Annotated in this window: 16 protein-coding genes; 10 read left to right on the top strand and 6 right to left on the bottom strand. The window is 66.3% G+C overall.

Annotation, left to right across the window (positions count from 1 at the left end; genetic code table 11):
* Nucleotides 1–43 precede the first annotated feature (43 nt).
* A complete protein-coding gene (locus tag AC5Y36_RS21075) occupies nt 44–1246 on the top strand; it encodes a phthiocerol/phthiodiolone dimycocerosyl transferase family protein (RefSeq protein ID WP_500042924.1) in 1203 nt (400 codons plus the stop codon).
* Between the two features lie 26 nt (nt 1247–1272).
* On the opposite strand, the gene AC5Y36_RS21070 is transcribed toward AC5Y36_RS21075, so the two are convergent.
* The gene (locus tag AC5Y36_RS21070) at nt 1273–2115 is read right to left on the bottom strand and encodes a class I SAM-dependent methyltransferase (protein ID WP_500042906.1); all 843 of its coding nucleotides are present in this window, start codon (nt 2113–2115) and stop codon (nt 1273–1275) included.
* Nucleotides 2116–2177: 62 nt separating this feature from the next.
* Here AC5Y36_RS21070 and AC5Y36_RS21065 point away from each other — a divergent pair, with 62 nt between their 5' ends.
* The 6 genes from AC5Y36_RS21065 (at nt 2178) to AC5Y36_RS21040 (ending at nt 9268) form a co-directional block, all read left to right on the top strand.
* Nucleotides 2178–2867 carry a flavodoxin family protein gene (locus tag AC5Y36_RS21065; RefSeq protein WP_500042905.1) on the top strand — a complete coding sequence of 230 codons (690 nt, stop codon included), beginning with the start codon at nt 2178–2180 and terminating at the stop codon, nt 2865–2867.
* Nucleotides 2868–2878: 11 nt separating this feature from the next.
* Nucleotides 2879–3382: a DUF2505 domain-containing protein gene (locus AC5Y36_RS21060; protein ID WP_500042904.1), complete on the top strand. Its 504-nt coding sequence runs from the start codon at nt 2879–2881 to the stop codon at nt 3380–3382.
* Between the two features lie 37 nt (nt 3383–3419).
* Nucleotides 3420–4091, top strand: coding sequence for a nitroreductase family protein (locus AC5Y36_RS21055; RefSeq protein ID WP_500042923.1), 672 nt, complete (start codon nt 3420–3422; stop codon nt 4089–4091).
* Between the two features lie 197 nt (nt 4092–4288).
* Nucleotides 4289–5770 (top strand): hypothetical protein, encoded by a 1482-nt coding sequence (locus AC5Y36_RS21050; protein WP_500042903.1) that lies wholly within the window; start codon nt 4289–4291, stop codon nt 5768–5770.
* Between the two features lie 428 nt (nt 5771–6198).
* On the top strand, nt 6199–7596 hold the full coding sequence (locus AC5Y36_RS21045) for a hypothetical protein (protein ID WP_500042902.1): 1398 nt from the start codon (nt 6199–6201) through the stop codon (nt 7594–7596).
* Nucleotides 7597–7903: 307 nt separating this feature from the next.
* Nucleotides 7904–9268, top strand: a complete 1365-nt coding sequence (locus AC5Y36_RS21040) for a hypothetical protein (protein ID WP_500042901.1) — start codon at nt 7904–7906, stop codon at nt 9266–9268.
* Nucleotides 9269–9320: 52 nt separating this feature from the next.
* Here AC5Y36_RS21040 and AC5Y36_RS21035 read toward each other — a convergent pair whose 3' ends face one another.
* Nucleotides 9321–10151 (bottom strand): SDR family NAD(P)-dependent oxidoreductase, encoded by an 831-nt coding sequence (locus tag AC5Y36_RS21035; RefSeq protein ID WP_500042900.1) that lies wholly within the window; start codon nt 10149–10151, stop codon nt 9321–9323.
* A gap of 43 nt (nt 10152–10194) precedes the next feature.
* Nucleotides 10195–11412 carry a PE-PPE domain-containing protein gene (locus AC5Y36_RS21030; RefSeq protein WP_500042899.1) on the bottom strand — a complete coding sequence of 406 codons (1218 nt, stop codon included), beginning with the start codon at nt 11410–11412 and terminating at the stop codon, nt 10195–10197.
* Between the two features lie 134 nt (nt 11413–11546).
* Here AC5Y36_RS21030 and AC5Y36_RS21025 point away from each other — a divergent pair, with 134 nt between their 5' ends.
* Together AC5Y36_RS21025 and AC5Y36_RS21020 are read left to right on the top strand one after the other, a co-directional pair.
* Nucleotides 11547–12353: an SDR family NAD(P)-dependent oxidoreductase gene (locus tag AC5Y36_RS21025; protein ID WP_500042898.1), complete on the top strand. Its 807-nt coding sequence runs from the start codon at nt 11547–11549 to the stop codon at nt 12351–12353.
* A gap of 85 nt (nt 12354–12438) precedes the next feature.
* Nucleotides 12439–13224, top strand: coding sequence for an alpha/beta hydrolase (locus tag AC5Y36_RS21020; protein ID WP_500042897.1), 786 nt, complete (start codon nt 12439–12441; stop codon nt 13222–13224).
* A gap of 9 nt (nt 13225–13233) precedes the next feature.
* Here the strand turns inward: AC5Y36_RS21020 and AC5Y36_RS21015 are convergent, their stop codons facing one another.
* The 3 genes from AC5Y36_RS21015 to AC5Y36_RS21005 form a co-directional block, all read right to left on the bottom strand.
* Nucleotides 13234–14544 carry a cytochrome P450 gene (locus AC5Y36_RS21015; RefSeq protein WP_500042896.1) on the bottom strand — a complete coding sequence of 437 codons (1311 nt, stop codon included), beginning with the start codon at nt 14542–14544 and terminating at the stop codon, nt 13234–13236.
* A 108-nt stretch (nt 14545–14652) separates the two neighbouring features.
* Nucleotides 14653–15501, bottom strand: a complete 849-nt coding sequence (locus AC5Y36_RS21010) for a phthiotriol/phenolphthiotriol dimycocerosates methyltransferase (RefSeq protein ID WP_500042895.1) — start codon at nt 15499–15501, stop codon at nt 14653–14655.
* Between the two features lie 28 nt (nt 15502–15529).
* Nucleotides 15530–16555, bottom strand: coding sequence for an AurF N-oxygenase family protein (locus tag AC5Y36_RS21005; protein ID WP_500042922.1), 1026 nt, complete (start codon nt 16553–16555; stop codon nt 15530–15532).
* A 288-nt stretch (nt 16556–16843) separates the two neighbouring features.
* Here AC5Y36_RS21005 and AC5Y36_RS21000 point away from each other — a divergent pair, with 288 nt between their 5' ends.
* Entirely contained in the window at nt 16844–18331 is a 1488-nt protein-coding gene (locus AC5Y36_RS21000; protein ID WP_500042894.1) for a flavin-containing monooxygenase, read from the top strand.
* The last annotated feature ends 32 nt before the right edge of the window (nt 18332–18363 follow it).

The raw sequence follows: 18363 nt of genomic DNA, 5'->3' as shown, positions 1-18363 counted from the left end.
ATTTGCCACCTCGGTCATTCGCAAGCTGGCCAGCAGTGAGGAGATGATGGCCGAGACCCACAACTTCGTGGGTCTGTCCGCGCACATCACCGGCCCGATCGACATCGATGCCCTGTCGGACGCCTATGACGCACTGCTGGAAGCCCATCCGATCCTGACCGCGCACCTGGAGCGGCTGCCCGACGGGCGCCACCAGTTCGTCACTGATGACTTCGTTCCCGAGGGGATCGAGGTGATCGAACTCGACGGACCCGACGATGAACCCCCGACCCCGCACTTCAACCAGAACGAGGCGCTGGTCGGATTTCGGGTCACGATCCGCGATAACGAGACGCAGCCGACCCTCTACGTCCACCATGCGGTCGCCGACGGCCACCACATGTACGCCCTCATCGAGGAGTTGCTGTCCTTCTACACCGATCTGGTGACCACCGGGCGCATCGGTGACGTGACAGTGGAGCCCGCACCGGAGTCGATCGAGGCGGTGCTGGCCGACCGGGGCATCGAGAAGCAGAAGCGCTCGGGCATAGAACGATTCATGCCGGCGATGTTCGCCTACGACCTGCCGCCCACCCGGCGCGCCGCCACCGCCGACACACCGGCGTCACCGGTGCGGGTGCCGATGGCGTCGGGCCGGCTGAGCGAACCCGAGACGGAGGCGATCGTCGCGTTCGCCCAAGCCAACGACCTCACCCTGCACGCCGTGATCTCGGCTGCCGTGCTGATGGCGGAGTGGCAGTTGCGCGGCAAACTGAACATCCCGGTGCCCTACATCTACACCGTGTCGCTGCGGTACTTCCTGTCACCGCCGATCTCGGCGACCGGGTGCACCAATCCCGTCGGATTGGCCACCTACCTGGCCGAGATCGACCACAAGACAGCGGTACTCGAGCTGGCCCGCGACATCGCCGACACCTTCCAGGCGGACCTGTCTGAGGGTGTGGTGCAGCAGTCGCGGCTGCATTTCAGCCCGCAGTACGTCGGTAACCCGCCCGGTCTGCCCGACGTCGTGGTGCTGTCCAACAACGGACTGGTTCCCCCGGTGCGCACCCCACCGGGGGTCGAGGTGACCACCACCCACGGCGAGCTGTACTTCGCGGTCAGCGCGGGCATCGACATCTACTTCACGCAGATCTACAACGGCCAGTTGAACATCGAGTACCACTCGCACGGACCGGCGCCGGAGCGCTCCGTGGAGGCGATCCGCGCGCTGTTGTCCGGTATCGCCAAGCAGCACACCGGCTGACCCCACCCGCCGAGCGTGAAGCAACTTCACGCTCGGGCGGAAGCCACCGGCCCGAACGCGTAGCGGTGGTACTGGAACAGCCGGCGCACCGGCGGCAGCGCGCGAACCGCGCGGCTGGTCCGTCGAAATCCGCGCGGCACCCGGTCGAAGGTGTCGGCGTCGAAGAACGTGGTGGCGGCCAGCAGCCGGATTCCGTTCACGTGGTCCAAGATGTCGGCGGGGCTGTTGACCGCCCACAGCAACGTCGAGCCGGACTGGCGCTGCAGACGATGCGTCTTCTGCGAGCGCACCGCCAACCGGTTGTAGAAGTCGATCTGCAGTTCGCCGCAGCCGAACCGGTCCACGACGCGCTGCAGCAACGCGACACCGTCGGCCTGCGGCAGGTACATGCTGATCCCCTCGGCCAGCAGCAAAAGCGGGCGGTCGGCGGGAATCTCGTCCAGCCAGGACGTGTCGGTGGCCGAGGTCGCGAACAGCTGATACCCGGGGCGGGTGGGATAGACCTGCTCACGCAGCGCGACAACGGGCGGCTGGTCGACGTCGTACCACGCGACCTCCGGCCCCGGATCCAACCGGAACACCCGGCTGTCCATACCGCAGCCCAGGTGGATCACGGTGGCACGCGGGTTGGCGGTCAGGAACTGGCGTGCCCAGATGTCGTACTGCGCGGTCCGCACCGTCACCAACGGTGTCCAGGTGTCGGTGACCGCGAGTCCGTCCCAGTCGTAATCGATTCGGCTGACCGCTTCCTGGGCGAACCGGTCACCCAGCACCGGCTGCGGATAGCCGGCATCCAGCGCCTTGCAATACAGGGTCGTCAGCATGGTCTGCGCGGCGCCGTGCAGATCGACGGAGACTTTGTCGGACACGTCAGGCAGCGTAATACGCTCGGTAGATCAAGGACCCGCCGCGGTTCGGATATGGAGACGCAATGACGGACACCACCGACGCTACGCCCGACGGGCGGTCGCCCCGGGTGCTGCTGCTGTACTACAGCTTCAGCGGGCAGTCCCGCAAGGTGCTTCAGACGGCGGGGGAGGTGTTCGCCGAGCGCGGCTACGACGTGGTCGAGGCGCCGATCGAGTTCACCGATCCGCGGTACGCCGAGCGGTTTTCCCAGTTCCCGCTGAAGCGGGTGTGGCCCGACATGTTCAGCGTGCTGAACGCCCAGAAGCGGGGCGAAACGGGGGAGATCCGCACCCCCGACGCGGTCCGCGACGGCGACTACGACTTGATCTGCATCGGCTCACCGACCTGGTGGGAGACGGTGAGCATGCCGCTGCGTTCCTTCCTGAAGTCGGACGAGGCCGCGAACCTGCTGTCCGGCAAACCGTTTGCGGTGTTCGTGGTCTGCCGCAAATTCTGGCTGGACAACCTCAACGGGGTTCGCGAGCTCGCCCAGGCCCAGGGCGGCCGCTTCGTCGACGAGATCCACTTCACCTATCCGGGCGACACGGTGCGCTCCATGCTGTCGCTGACCAGCTACCTGGGCACCGGGCAGTACCGCAAGCGCTACCTGGGGCTGCGGATGCCGCCCACCAATGTCCAGCCCGAGCAGTTGGCGCAGACCCGCAGCTTCGCGGCAGCGCTGGCGGACCGGGTGTTCGGCGCGCAGCGGTAGCCTGGCCGACTATGCCCCGTTCATTCGACGTGTCCTTCGACTCGCCGGCCCGTGTTGATCAGGTCCATGCGGCGTTCGGCGACCGCGACTACTGGCTGGCCCGCCTGGACAATTTCGGCGGCAACAAGACCCTGGACTCGCTGGAGGTCGACCCCGACGGCACTGTGCGGGTGGTGATCTCCGAGGACCTGCTGCACGGTGCGCTGCCCGGAATCCTGACCGCCTTCTACCGCGGCGACCTCAACGTGGTGAGCACCGAGCAATGGACGCCGCTGGCCGACGGGCGGGTGAGCGGCGAAATCAGCGTGGCGGTGACCGGCGCACCGGGATCGGGCGGGGCAACGGCCGTGCTGGCTCCGATCGACGACGGCTCGCGGCTCACCTTGCAGGGCTCCGTGCAGTTCAAGGTCCCGCTGGTCGGCGGCAAGGTGGAGGGCTTCATCGCGCGCGAATTCGCCCAGGGCATCCCGGAGATCCAGCGTTTCACCAGCAGATGGGTCAGTGACCGTGGCTGAAGTTCCCAGCGTGGCCGAGGCGCTGGCGCGTCTGGACATGCCGCTCGGCGAGGCGATGATGACCCAGCGCGCCATACGCCGGGTGCTGCCCGACCCGGTCGACGACGCCATCGTGCTCAAGTGCATCGAGTTGGCCCTGCGCGCACCGACCGGGAACGACGGGCAGAACTGGGAGTTCATCGTCATCAAAGACCCCGACGTCAAGGCGAAACTGGGCAAGCGGTACCGGCAGGCGTGGGCGATTCAGCGTGGCATCGTGCTGCGGCGCGCCGTCGCCCGCGACGAGTCGATGGCCAAGATCGCCCGCGCGATCCAGTGGCAGGTAGACCACTTCACCGAGATCCCGGTCCTGGTGGTGGCCTGCCTGCGGCTGGGTGCGCGGGAGGGGCGGCTGCCGGTGGTCCGGATGCCGCACGTCGCCGAATCGGGCTACTGGGGCTCGATTTACCCCAGCGTGCAGAATCTGCTGCTGGCCGCCCGCGCGATGGGCCTGGGCGCGTCATTGATCACGCTGCCGCTGTGGAACCAGGGGTCGGCACGCCGGGCCCTCAATCTGCCCCGCGAGGTGACGCCGTGCTGCATCGTGCCGTTGGGCTGGCCGCGCGGCCGCTACGGGCCGACCACCCGCAAACCGGTTGAGCAGGTGGTGCATCGCGACGCCTACGGGCACCGGGTCTGGTTCGACACGTTCGACCGGCCGGCCGACTGAACCACCCCGTGTCGTGGATTTGCCCGGTTCACGCCGGGTAGCAGGCTGCCAGCCACACACCGGGCACTGATAGTTCGCTGAGAGCCCGACGATGGCGAATTCCGCACATCGTCGATTACGCGCGTGTAATCTGCGTACTTGCTTCGACGTCAAATCGAAGCAAGTGCGGGGGGCACTCAGCAGCAGCACAGAAGGAGATGAGCGCCTTGCGCGTCGCCGAACGCCCCTACGCAGTCGCAGGTGCCGCACTCGTGGCAGCCAGTGCCGTCGCCGTGGCACCGATTGCGCCGTCGGCGTCGCCGATGCCCAGCGTTAGCCACACGCTGCGGCTGGTAGCCGAGGACTCGATCCTCAACATCCCGCTGAACCTGTTCTACGACTTCGTCAACATCCCGTATTACGAGTTGCAGGCCGTCGATTTCATGGCGCGATCGCTGTTCTTCAGCGGTCCGTGGATGGTGGTGAGCCCCACCAACCTGTGGGGGGTGGACCCCGGTGACCCGAGCCATTTCCAGTCGGTGGTCAACTTCCTGTTCCCCAACCCGGCGCTGTCCGGCATGTGGTCGGGCGACAACCCGGCCGCCGAAACCGACTTCGACGCGGGATTCGGTCAGCAGCTGTGGGGGATGATGGCCGCGGTGCTGCCGGTCAACAGCGCCTGTGACGCGGCGGACTGTCTGCCGGTGTCCCCGACCAGCCCGATCACCGGGCTCGGCGGACTCGACTGGTTCCTGTGGGTCGGCAAGATGCTCAGCGGCGAAATGAAGTTCCCGCTGTTCGACAACTGGTTCAAGGTGTCGTTCGACCAGCTGTTCAACGGGTACACCTTCGACCCGGCTGCCGACGGTAGCAGCACCCCGGATGGCCTGGGCGGCGGGCCGGTCTATTCGATCCCCGGCATGGGGTTCCCGGGAACGGAGCCCGACGGCTCGTATGCGTGGTCCGGCGACACCTACACCCTGCAGCCGTGGGTGGTCATCCAGAACTACATCGACCACCTGATGGCCGCACCGGCCACCGACGGTATCGGCGGCACCGGGCTGTACCTGCCGTCATTCGAAGAGATCGGCCGCACCATGCAGGCCTGGCTGGCGGCGTTCGTGATGGCCGTCGATCCGTTCACCCCGGGCAGCCCGTTCTGTCCCGGGCAGTGCAGCTGGATCGTCGACAGCGGGTGGGACTATCCCGACCTGATCAGGTTCATCGGCAACGCCTGGCCGGGCAACACCCTGATCGACAACTGGCTCAGCGCCTACGACGCCGGCGAGGCCAACGTGCCCACCGCCGAGCAGATCCAGAACTCGATCGACATCCTGCAGCAGCCGTTCTGGGACTTCGGCAACCCGTCGCCGCCGGAAGACTGGAACCTCGGTGGCTTCGACTACAGCGCGTGGGTGCCGGACTTCTACAAGTTCTGGCAGGATCTCGGGTTCACCTTGCCGCCGCTCAACGACGGCAGTGATGCGCCGGATGTCGCGGCGAGCATGCTCGGCTCCAGCGACGCCCTGTCGACCATGTTCTCCGGGCTGATGGACGGCAGCACCTTCTCGGATCTGCTGGCCGGCGTCGGTCCGGAGGTCAGTTCGCTGTTCGGCGCCGACTTCGCCGCGGACCTCGCCTCGATGCTCGGCCCCGACTTCGCCTCGACGCTGGGCTTCGATCTGCTCTCGGCGCTCTGATCCGGTCAGTTGGTTAGCTGAGGCGGTCGGCGTCCATTGCGGCGCAACACCACCCGCCGGCCCGTTCATTGAACCCCCGTACGGTGCAGGACAGGCGTCACTGCGGCTGCGACACGCGGCGGTCACCAGTTCAGTGGTGTGAAAGCTTCGCGCAGAAGAATTTGCTGAGACTGGGCTTCCGGTCTATTTAGCTTTGATTTTGGGGTATCGCACCAGTTGCGGCTGGGGGCGGGTGAAACTATCGGGACCGTCGGGGTGTGTGATACGTGTGGCAACTAAGGGTGCGTTAAGGTAGGTTCATCCGGTCGGAACATGAACGTCTCAGAGGGGGGGACGCTGTGTGGGTTGCTGAGCGCCCGTATGTCGCAGCTGGAGCCGCACTAGTAGCAGCAAGCGCAATTGCCGTCACGCCAATTACGCCACGGCCGGTGGAGGCCTCGATCGTCAGTCAGGCGATGCGCCTGGTGGCCGAGGACTCGCTGATGAACGTGCCGCTGAACCTGTTCTACGACTTCGCCAACATCCCGTACTACGAGATGCAGGCCTTCGACTTCCTGTCGCGGTCGCTGTTCTTCAGCGGGCCGTGGATGGTCGTCAGCGCCACCAACCTGTGGGGGGTGGACCCGGGCGACCCGAGCCACTTCCAGTCGACGGTGAACTTCCTGTTCCCCAACCCGGAACTGTCCGGCATGTGGGGCGTCGACAACCCCGGCGCGGAAACCGACTTCGATGCCGGACTCGGCCAGCAGTTGTGGGGGATGGTGGCCGCGGTACTGCCGGTCAACAGCGCCTGTGACGCCGCGGACTGTCTGCCGGTGTCGCCGACCAGCCCGATCACCGGCATCGGTGGCATCGACTGGTTCCTGTGGCTGGGCAAGATGCTCAGCGGGGACATGAAGTTCCCGCTGTTCGACAACTGGTTCAAGGTGTCGTTCGACCAGCTGTTCAACGGGTACACCTTCGACCCGGCTGCCGATGGCAGCAGCACGCCCGACGGCCTGGGCGGCGGTCAGGTCTTTCCGGGGTTCGGTTTCCCGGGGTCAGACCCGGAAACCGGGGCCTACCCGTGGTCGGGCGAAGAGTACACGCTGCAGCCGTGGGTGCCGTTGCAGAACTACTGGGAGCACCTGATGGCCCCGCCGGCTACCGATGGGATCGGCGGCACCGGGCTGTACCTGCCGACCTTCGAGGAGATCGGCCGGACCATGCAGTCCCTGATGGCGGCCTCCACCATGGCCTTCGATCCCTTCACCCCGGGCAGCCCGTTCTGCCAGGGCGACTGCGCCTGGGTCACCGACAACAACCTGGACTACCCGGACCTGGTCCGCATGATCGGTCAGGCCTGGCCGGGCAACACCTACATCGACGAATGGCTGGCCGCCTACGCCAACGGCACGGCCAACGTTCCCACGCCGGATCAGATCCAGAACTCGATCGACATTCTGCAGCAACCGTTCTGGGACTTCGGCAACCCGTCGCCGCCGGCCGACTGGAACCTCGGTGGACCCGACTACAGCGCGTGGGCGCCGGACTTCTACGAGTTCTGGAAGGAACTCGGGTTCACGCTGCCGCCGCTCAACGATGGCAGCGATGCGCCGGACGTGGCGGCGAGCATGCTCGGCTCCAGCGACGCCCTGTCGACGATGTTCGCCGGGCTGGGCGACGGAAGCACCCTGACGGACTGGCTGTCCGGTCTGGGCCCGGACTTCGCGACGATGTTCGGCGGCGACTTCGCCAGCACGTTCGGCACCGATCTTGCCGCGATGTTCGGCTCGGACTTCGCGTCGACGCTGGGTTTTGACATCGGCTCGGCGCTGATCCCCTGAGCTTGATCGCGCCGGCCTCGACGCGCGGGTGACCGCGCTGCGGGTGACGTTCGCTGTCAGCGGGCTCTCATGGTGAACACCTGGGCGTTCGGTTGGGCGATCGGTTAGCTGGCGCATGGCTGCGGGAAACCCGCGAGAGACCTACGTGCGTCAAACCCTGCGGATATGCGGATATGAGCCGCAGCACGGGGAGCCTTGGGGTACGTTCGCCGGGTGGGGTAGGTCGACCGGGATGTGGGGGGATGCTATGTGGGTTGCTACGCGTCCAGTTGCCGCGGGGGCGGCACTAGTTGCGGCAAGCGCGATCGTGGTCGCGCCGATTGCGCCGCCGTCGTCGGATGTCTCCGTGGTAAGCCAGGCGTTGCGGTTGGTTGCCGAGGACTCACTGCTCAATGTGCCGTTGAACCTGTTCTATGACCTGGTCAACGTCCCGGCCAACGAACTACACGCCGTTCAGTTCTTCACCGACAACCTGTTTATGGCCGGTCCGTGGTTCGTGGTCAGCCCGACGAACCTGTGGGGTGTGGACCCCGGCGACCCCACCCACTTCATGTCGGTGATGAACTTCTTGATGCCGTTCCCGGCGCTGTCCGGGATGAACGCCCCGGAAACCGACTTTGACGGCGGCCTGGGGCAGCAGCTGTGGGGGTTGGTCGCTGCGGAACTGCCGACCAGTTCGGGCTGTGATGCGCTCGCCTGCGAGCCGGAGCTCCCGGTCAGCCCCGTCACCGGCATGTCGGGAATCGACTTCTGGGCGTGGCTGCCGGAGATGCTGCAGCGGGGTGAGACTCAGGACGAGTTGTTCCCGTTGTTCGCCAACTGGATCGCCGTGCCGGGCCAGGACTTGCTGAACGGCTACTACTTCAACCCGGCCTTCGACGGCAGCAGCGAACCCGCCTACCCGGGTGGTGGTGCGGTCAACTCGTTCGACGGCTGGTCATCCTCGACGGGTCTGCTGGGCGGCCAAGGGATTCCCGGCACGACCCCGGTTGACGGCGTGAATTACATGCCGTGGTCGGGTGAAACCTACACGCTGCAACCGTGGGTTCCGTTCGAGAACTTCTTCAACAGCTTGATGGCCCCGCCGCCGACCGACGGCATCGGCGGCACCGGCATCGATCCGCTGTATGCCGATCCGACCGAGATCGGCAGAATATTCCAGGCCTTCCTCGCGGGCAACATGATGTTCGACCCGTTCACGCCCGGCAGCCCGTTCTGCTCCGGGAGCTGCAGCGACGTTACCAACTACCCGGCGCTCATCCAGGACATCGAAAACGCCTGGCCGGGCAACCCGGTCATCCAGGAATGGCTGACGGACTACGCCAACGGCACCGCCAATGTCCCGACCCAGGACCAGATCGACAATTCCATCGCACTGCTGCAGGACAAGAACTTCTGGGACTTCCAGAACCCGTCCCCGGCCGACAACCCGTACGCCGGCGACGCGCAGTTCTTCCACGACCTGTGGACCTCACTGGGCTTCGCGGTTCCCCCGCTGAACCCCGACACCTATCCGCCCGCGGATGACGTTCCGGTGGCGGCGGCGACCGGTGCGCTCGACACGTCATGGTTGACCACCCTGGGCACCGACCTCTTCGGTGACCCGAGCGCACTGTCGACAGATCTCAGCACAATGTGGACGGACCTGTTCAACCCGGCGAACTGGCTGTAGCCGCCGTCGACGAGCGGGCCTTGAAACCGCTGTGGCTCAGCGGTTTCCCGAGCTAGCCGCGTAGCCCCTGCATCATCACCCGATTCCACATCCGGTCGGTCAGCACGGCGCGGGCCAGCACCGAGGCCTTGCCGGACGCTCCGACGATGTATCGGGGTTTGGGATTCTTCGCCTCGATGGCCCGGATCACGGTGCGCGCCACGGTGTCCGCGGTGACGGTGAGTCCCGGCGTGGTGGCCAGCGCCTGGGTGGTCTGTGCGTAGCGGCACTTGAAGCCGCCGTACGGGTCGTCGGCCGGGTAGTCGTGTTCGGCGTCGAACTGGTTGGTGACGAACGGGGTTCGCACCCCGGTCGGATCAATCAGCACCGCCCGGACCCCGAACTGTGCGACCTCGGCGCCCAGCGACAACGACAGCGCTTCAACGCCGTACTTGACGATGTGGTACGCGCCGGCGCCCGGGCTGGTGAACCGGCCGCCGGTGCTGCCGACGGTGATGATTCGACCCGCGCCGCGGGCCCGCATCCCGGGTAGGACCAGCTGCGAGAGATGCAGGGTGGCAACCACATTGGTCTCGAACAGGGCGCGCAGATCATCCAGTGCGACCTGTTCGAGCGGACTGGGCAGCGGGTAACCCGCGCTGTTGACGAGAACGTCCATCCCGTCGTGCGAGTCCTGGATCTCCTCGACCAGTGCGGTCACGGCCGCGGTGTCGGTGACATCGACGGCGCGGGCCTGCAGTCCGCGCGACCGCAGTGCCTCGAGCGCGTCGCGGTTGCGGCCGGCGGCGAACACCCGATACCCGCGGTCGTGCAACCGGTGCGCGGTCGCCTGTCCGATGCCGCTGGTCGCACCGGTAACCAACGCAACGCGTGTCGTTTTCACCCGCCTAGTGTCGCAAAGCGGTCAGTCGCGCCGCGTCCTGGTCTCACAACGTGAACGCGGTGCTGAACCAGTTGCTCAACTCGCTCAGCAGGCTGCTGAAGTCGAGGCCGCCGCCCAAATCCGCGGCCGCCGCGGTCGGGTCATCCGGCAGCAGGCCGGTGTCGATCGCTCCCGACGCCAGGCCGGTGACATCCGGCAGGTAAGGGTACATGTCGGGCAGCGCGGACTGCGGCAGCATCCCCAGGTCGACCTGGGCGGCGATCCAGCCTTGCTGCAGTCCGAGTTCGAGGTTCTGGCTGACCACGTCCCAGTCGATGTTCGGGAATGTCAGCACGGCCGGGGTGACCACATCGGCCGGATCGGTCCGGTCGTAGCCCAGGTCGATCAGCACCCGCAGAGCGGGCTGGATCAGGTCGGCCATCGCGGGGCCGATGACCGGTGTCCCGCGCAGCCCGGCCAGCAGCGGCAGGTCCATGGTCGGGATCAGGAAGTAGTCGGTGGACCCGTCATACCCTTCCGACGTCGGCAGCTCCACCGCGTTGGCCAGCGATGACGGGTCGAAAGTCGTCGGCCAGCCGGGAAGCAGGAACGGATGCAGGGACATATAGCCGGATGTGGCGTTCAACAGGGCCAACAGGTTCAGCGGGTACTTCGGGAAGTCCGCCACCCCGCCGTATTCGATGCTGATCATCTCGGTCGAGTACGGGGTGTCGGCGGGAGTCGCGGGAAGGTCCAACCCGGGCCAACCGGCGAAGCGCTCCACGATTCCGCCGTTGGGGTTGTTGAGCGCCTCGACCAGCACGAAGCTCAACTGGCTCGGATCAGGCCGGTCAGTCATCGCGCCGAGATTGACCATCTCCTGGGTGACGACCGATGCGCTTTCGGAGTAGCCGAAAACGGTGACCTTGCCCCCGTTTGCCAGGTTATCCAAAATCCCCTGGTGCAGATCTTCGACACCTTGGGTGAGCCCCTGCTGATAATCCGTCATGGGGGTGTACTGGATGACCGGGTTGTAGCCGGCGAACGCCGTCTGCCCCGGGAACGGGTTGGCCGGGTCGATGAAGTAGTTCATCACATCGGTGAGATACGGCTTGTCCGGGAGGTATTGGTCCGGGTTCGGTGCGCCCGCGTAGCCCAATATCAGTGCGGTGTCGTCGGCCCCGGCGGCGAACGGCGCGTTGAGCACCGCCGCGAAACCCAACACGCCGGCACATCCGGTCGTCAGTAGCCCGGCCCCCAGCCGACGGCTCCCTTGCGTCATGAAACCCCCAAATCACGTCACAGGGCAGCCGCCCCGCGCTCAGCGTGATCACAGTAACTGATCAGGGCCCTGTTTGGGGGGCGAACCCACCGGTGCCCGCCGGTTCGTCGGGCACCGCTCGCTAAGGTGGATGGATGGGTCTCCCAGCACCCGGCGGTGACCGCGCCGCCATCGTCACCGGAGCGTCGTCCGGGATCGGTGAGGCGATGGCGGTGGAGCTGGCCCGCCGCGGCCATCAGGTGGTGCTGGTGGCGCGGCGTGCCGACCGCCTCGAGTCGCTGGCCGCCAGGCTTGATTCGAAAGCCCACCCGCTGCCGGCCGACCTCTCCTGCCGCAAGGACCGCGCCGCGCTGGTGAGCCGCGTCGCGCGGCTGGGTGTGACACCCAACATCCTGGTCAACAACGCCGGCCTGTCCAGTGTCGCGGCCGTCGCGGAATCCTCGCCGGACCAACAGCTCAACCTGGTCGAGGTCGACGTCGCCGCCGTGGTCGATCTGTGCAGCCGATTCCTGCCTGCGATGGTGCAGCGCCGTGGCGGCGCGGTGCTGAATGTCGCGTCGCTGGCCGGGTTCGGCCCGCTGCCCGGGCAGGCGGCCTATGGCGCGGCGAAGGCGTTCGTGCTGTCCTACACCACCAGTTTGCGTGGCGAGTTGCGCGGCACCGGGGTGGTGGCCACCGCGTTGTGTCCCGGACCGGTGGTCACCGAGTTGGATGAGGCCTCCGGATTCGGAAAAGGGGAACGCGAAGCCGCGCTACCTCGGTTGATGTGGCAAACCGCGGACACGGTGGCCTGTGCCGGGATCGACGGCCTGGCCACCAACAAGAGGCTCGTCGTGCCGGGCCGGATCAACCAGCTGGCGGCGACGTTCTACCGGGTGGTGCCGCACGAGCTGATGCTCTCACTACTGGCAAAAAGGGCGCCGCTGGCGACGCGGCACTAGGGGAAATCGCGTGACGGAGCTAACGACGGAATCTGGATGGCATCCTGTTCAGGGCAGGGGTCGGGTGACGCGGGGGATGGGTTACATGCTCGAGGTAATAACCAAGGGGTGCGTCAGTGAGGCGCATCCCGCTCCGTTGCTGTTCGTTCACGGCGCCTGGCATGCCGCGTGGTGCTGGGACGAGCATTTCCTCAGCTCATTCGCCGACCGGGGCTACCTCGCGGCCGCGGTCAGCTTTCGCGGGCACGGGAACAGCTCGACCGACAAGCCGCTGCGGACCTGTTCGGTAGCCGACTACGTCGAAGATGTGCGCGCCGCGGCCGCGACGCTGGGTGCGCCGCCGGTGGTCATCGGCCATTCGATGGGCGGGTTCATCGTGCAGAAGTATCTGGAATCCAACACCGCCCCGGCGGGTGTGCTGATGGCATCCATTCCTCCTCAGGGAAACCTCGGCTCAAGTGTGCGTTGGCTCAGGCGGCGGCCGGGCGACGCGATCAAGATGACCCTCACCGGTAAGACGCTGCCGTACATCAACACCCCGCAACTTGCCCGGGAGAAATTCTTCTCGGCGCAGACACCGGAGGATGATGTGCGCAGATTCGCGGCGAAGCTGCAGGACGACAGCGTGCGTGTCAGCATCGACTGTCTGGTGCTGCGGCTGCCGCGACCGCGACGGGTGACCGCACCGATGCTGGTGCTGGGCGCCGAGGATGACAACGCGCACACCCGCAAAGAAGTCCGCGCGACCGCACGCGCCTACCGCACCCAGGCGGAGTTCTTTCCCGACATGGGCCACAACATGATGCTGGAGCCGAACTGGGCCGATGTGGCCGACCGCATCCACGGCTGGCTCGGCGCCCACGGACTCTAACGCGGCAGGTCAGCCGGCGGGCACCAATTTCAGCGGCAGGTATTCCAGGCCGCGCATGGTGGGGTTGTCGAGGTAACGGGGCTGCCCGTCGAGGCGGATCGCCTCGATCCGCGGCAACAGCTGGGTGAAGACCCGGGCGGCCTCCATCCGGGTCAGGTGGGTGCCCAGACAGAAGTGGACGCCGCCGCCGAACGCGAGGTGATCGGTCGGGTTGCGTTCCAGATCGAAGGTGTCCGGGTCGGGGTAGTGGCGCGGGTCGCGGTTGGCGGCGGCGAACAGCAGCAGTACGCGGGCGCCGGCCGGGATCGTCTGCGCCCCGACGGTGTAGTCGCGGAGCGCCGTGCGGTAGAAGCCCTGGACGGGGGAGACGAAACGCAACTGTTCCTCCACCGCGGACGGAATCAATTCCGGACGCTCGCGCAGCCGGGCGTACATCTCGGGATGCTGGGCTAGGGTGAGCAGCAGCCCGGACAGCAGGTTCGTCGTCGTCTCGCTGCCGGCGCCGATCAGCATCGCGGCGCTCCAGAAGATCTCGTCGTCGGTGAGCACGTCGTCGCCGTCGGCGGGGGTCATCATCGACAGCACGTCGTCGCCGGGTTCGCGGCGTCGCTGCGCGATCAGCGGGTCCAGGCTGCGGTGCATGGCCGCCGTCGCGGTGGCCGACTTCGCGGACAACCGCATACCGTGCAGGGTCAACGGCACGAACGACCCGGCGACCATCTCGTCCGACCATTCCACGAACTGCGGCTGGTCGGCGGGGGGGATGCCCAGCATCTTCGCGATCAGCCGGGTGGGCAGCGGTTTGGCCAGCTGGGTGACCGCCTCGCAACTGCGGCGGTCGATGACGGCGTCGACGAGTTCGTCGGCGACCGCGTTGATGTTGGTTTCCCAGGCGGTCATCGCCCGCGGCGTGAACGCCCGGGAGACGAATTTACGCAGCCGGGTGTGCTCCGGCGGGTCGACGGCGTTCATCGACGGCAGGTGCACCCGGAAGCGGCTCTGGCTCTGGGCTGACGACAATGCCTCGTTGTCGCGCAACGCTTTCCGCACGTCGTCGTAGCCGGCGATGATCCAGATGCCGCGTTTGCGGCTGTACCACACGTTGGGCACATCCGGCCCCGTCACCAGCGTGCGGTACCCCGGATACGGATCGCGCATGGTGTCCCGGGCGAACGGGTCGAACCGGGTCAGCGGTGCGGGTGTGCGCCCGGTCAGGGTGTAGCGGTACGACGCGGCCTTGTCGCGCCCCACGCCGATCGCACCGTCGAGACCGACCTTCATCAGGCTGGCGCGGAACCGGAGCCGGCGAGCCAACGTCATCTGGATCAACCCCCTTGTGCAGAGCCCGGACCGACCGGAATCGACGGTCCCCGGCCGTGCGAGCGCCCCCGCGTCACGCGGTGGCCGGGTGAACGGCGACGAAGGCCGTCAGTCCTTGACGAGGCAGTACTTGCGGTAGTCGATTTCGCCGCGCTCGAGGTCGTTGTAGAACCAGGAGCCGTCCACCACGGCGAACTCGCGGCCGAACTTGCGCAGGTACGCCGGCAGGCGACGGTTGATGAGGTCGTTGTGCCGCGGTGTGTTCAGCTTCAGACCGCGCAGCACCGGCTCGTTGATGACCTCCTCGGAGACCAGGCGCAGCCCGCAGTCGGCGATCGCCTTCTCCCACTCGCCGAAGCCGTCGCGATTGCGGAAGTCGGCGTAGAGCAGATGCCCGCCGGGCCGCAGCACCCGCTTGACCTCGGACAGGAACTGCTCGAAGTGCGGGTAGATGTGCGACGCCTCGACGTTGATGACGGCGTCGAAGGACTCGTCGGGGAACGGTAGGTTCTCGGCGTCCCCGTGCACGAAGTCCAGCCCGGGCAGCTGGTGGCGCGTCTGGCAGAACTCGACACCTTCGGCGTTGAAGTCCAGGCCGGTGTAGGACTCCGGCTTCAGCGTGCGGGTGATGTAGGAGGCGCCGCCACCGTGGCCGCAGCTGCACTCCAGCACCTTCTTGCCGGACAGGTCGGGACCGGCCTGGGTGGCGGTCTGGTGGTAGAGCTGGATGCTGTAGCGGTTCGGCTCGTCGGACTCGCTGAGTTCCAGTCCCATTGGCGGGTCGGACTCGTAGCCCCAGTTCAGGAAGATGAGGTCGTCGCCCACGCCGAGGCGGCGGGTCATCATCGGATACCAGTAGCGGAAAATCCGCTTGTAGATTGCGGTCGAGCCGATCCGGTAGATCGTGCGGGCACCGAGTCGGTCCAGGCTCTCAGAGCGAGCGGAAGTACGAGTCATGCGGGAAGTATGGCAGGCGCGGGTCGGGCTATCGCACCGAGGTCGGTAGGTGGGCGCGTTGCGGCTCACCGCGATAGCGCGAGGGGCGACCGCCGATCCCGCAGGCCCGCCACATCAGCCGCGCAACCGGATTCATCAAACCCACGTCATCGCACAGCATCCTGATGTCGGCGAACATCGCCTGCAGCGTCTGCTGTGAGTCGGCGGTCCCGAAGAACAGCTCCTTGCGCACCGGGCGCGGGATACCGAATTCGGTGAAGAAGTTGCGTGGCGGCACCAGGATGGCCTGGCACAACAGCCGCATGATGATCGGCACATACAGCGACAGGCCGAACCGGCTCCGCCGCAGGGTGTGCGGCACGCGCCTGCGCAGGTATTCGTGCGCGAACGAGATGTGGCGGGCCTCCTCGGCGACGTGGATGGCCATCACCTTCTCCATCGCCGGATGGATGCGCCGCCCCTCGCGCAACGCGTTCATCTGCAGGTGGTCGATCGGCACCTCGCCGGCGAGGACCCCGAAGAAGAACGTGTTCGGCAGCGGGCCGGCGTACAGGGGGAGCAGTGGCGACACCCAGCGCAGCCAGCGCGGCATCCCGGGCACATCGATCCCGATATGGTTCACCAGCTGCTGGAACATCAGGGTGTGGTTGCACTCTTCGACGGACTCGTGCAAGCAGTAACGGTATTCAGGTGATCCGTTGGGAACCCAGAACGTGTACTGCATCAGGCCGCGGATCAGGATGTTCTCCAGATGCAGCGTCACCTTGGCCATATTGGCCTGCCGCCACATCCCCATCGCGATCTGTTTGTCCAGTGGCTGGGCCCGATACCACGGGTGCCGGCCCAGGGGGTCGGCCGGCGACAGCACCCACCGCGGGTCGTCCGGTGTCACCGAGAAGTCCGGTGCACCCCAGTCGATGTCGATATAGGGATCGAAGTGGCGCCGCACCGAGCTCTCCGACAGGGTCGCCAGGGTGGCTTCGTAGGCGGCGTCGCCGGTGACATCCATGTTGCGTTTCCACCGCCGGATGCTGCGCACCGCGCTCACCGTCATCAACACGCCGACCAGCAGCACGACGCCCGGTATCAACCAGGCGGTGCTCCATCCGATCGCCGTCACCTCGAGCCTCTCCTCTATACAGCGCACAGGGCGCGCAGCTGGCACGATAGCTTACCCAAACTCTGGCAATATGGTAAGAGTCGGATCGGGTGGTTGGGCGTATCGCGGTCATTCCGTGCCGTGCTGGTTATCAGAACTGTACCGCGGATGGCTGCCTGTGCAGGGCGTACAGGGCTGCTGGTCGTGTCTGGCCGAATGCGCGTGCGGTAGCGTCTGTAGATCATGGGGAGCCATCAGTTCGACGCGATCATTGTGGGCGCGGGCTTCGGCGGTATCGGTACTGCGATCCAGCTCAAGCGCTTGGGCTACGAGAACATCCTGATCGTCGACCGCGAGGACGACTTGGGCGGCACGTGGCACGTCAACCACTATCCGGGGCTTGCCGTCGACCAGCCATCGCCGACCTTTTCCTATTGGTTCGAGCCGAACCCGTACTGGTCGCGGATGTATGCGCCGGGCAGCGAGCTGAAGCGCTACGCGGTGCACGTGGCAGACAAGTACGACGTGCGCCGTCACATGCGGTTCAACACCAGCGTCGACGGCGCCCGCTGGGATGAAGAGGCCAAGCTCTGGCGGGTCGCGGTGTCCGGCGGGGAGACGCTGAGCGCACAGTTCCTGATCGCCGCCACCGGTTTTCTGTGCCAGCCGCGCACGCCGGACATCGCCGGCATCGACACCTTCGCCGGCCGGACCATCCACACCGCACTCTGGGACGACGACTATTCGGCCGCCGGCCGTCGGGTGGCGGTCATCGGAACCGGATCCACCGGCATCCAGGTCATCCCGGAACTGGCCAAGGACGCCGCGGAGCTGACGGTCTACCAGCGCACCCCGATCTGGGTGATGCCCAAGTTCGACATCCCGTTCCCCGCCGCGGTGCAACGGGCGTTCGCCAGGATGCCGCTGACGCAGCGCGCGGTGCGCTGGATCACCGACATCAACCTGGAATTCATGATGGTCATCACGATGTGGCGGTACCGGCACTTCAAGCTGGTCAACAAGGGCATCGCACGACTGTCGAAGCTGTACCGGCTGCTGCTGACCCGCGATCGCGAGCTGTCGCACCGACTGAACCCGGATTTCGATTTCGGTTGCAAGCGGCCGTCGATCTCCAACAACTACTATCCGGCGTTCACCGCACCGCATGTGCATCTGGAGACCAGCGGCATCGAGCGTATCGAGCCGGACGGCATCGTGGCGCGCGACGGCTCCAAGCGCGTCATCGACACCCTGGTGCTGGCGACCGGGTTTGACGTGTGGGACGCCAACCTGCCGGCGATCGAGGTGATCGGCCGCGAAGGCCGCGACCTCGGAAAGTGGTGGCGGGAGACCAGATTCCAGGCGTATCAAGGAATCTCGATGCCGTACTTCCCGAACTTCCTGAGCATGGCGAGCCCGTTCGCCTGGGTGGGGCTGTCCTGGTTCAACACGGTGGAATACCAGATGCGGCACATGAACCGGCTGTTCGGCGAGCTGCAGCGGCGCGGTGCGAGCACCTTTGAGGTCACCGAGGACGCCAACGACCGCTTCTACGAGCGGATGAGCACGCTGCTCGACGATTCGGTGTTTCATCTGGGCAGCTGCGCGAACTCACGCTCGTACTGGTTCAACCACCACACCGGGGAAGCGCCACTGTTCCGCCCGACATCGGTGACCAGTGCGGTCAAGGAGCAGGACAGCTTCCCGCTCAGCGACTACGCCATCGTTTGAGGCCGAGCAGACGCAAAAGTGCCCTAAACAGC

It is taken from the genome of Mycobacterium sp. NGS50 (genome assembly GCF_059812545.1).
This window is presented reverse-complemented; position numbering and strand designations above follow the sequence as displayed.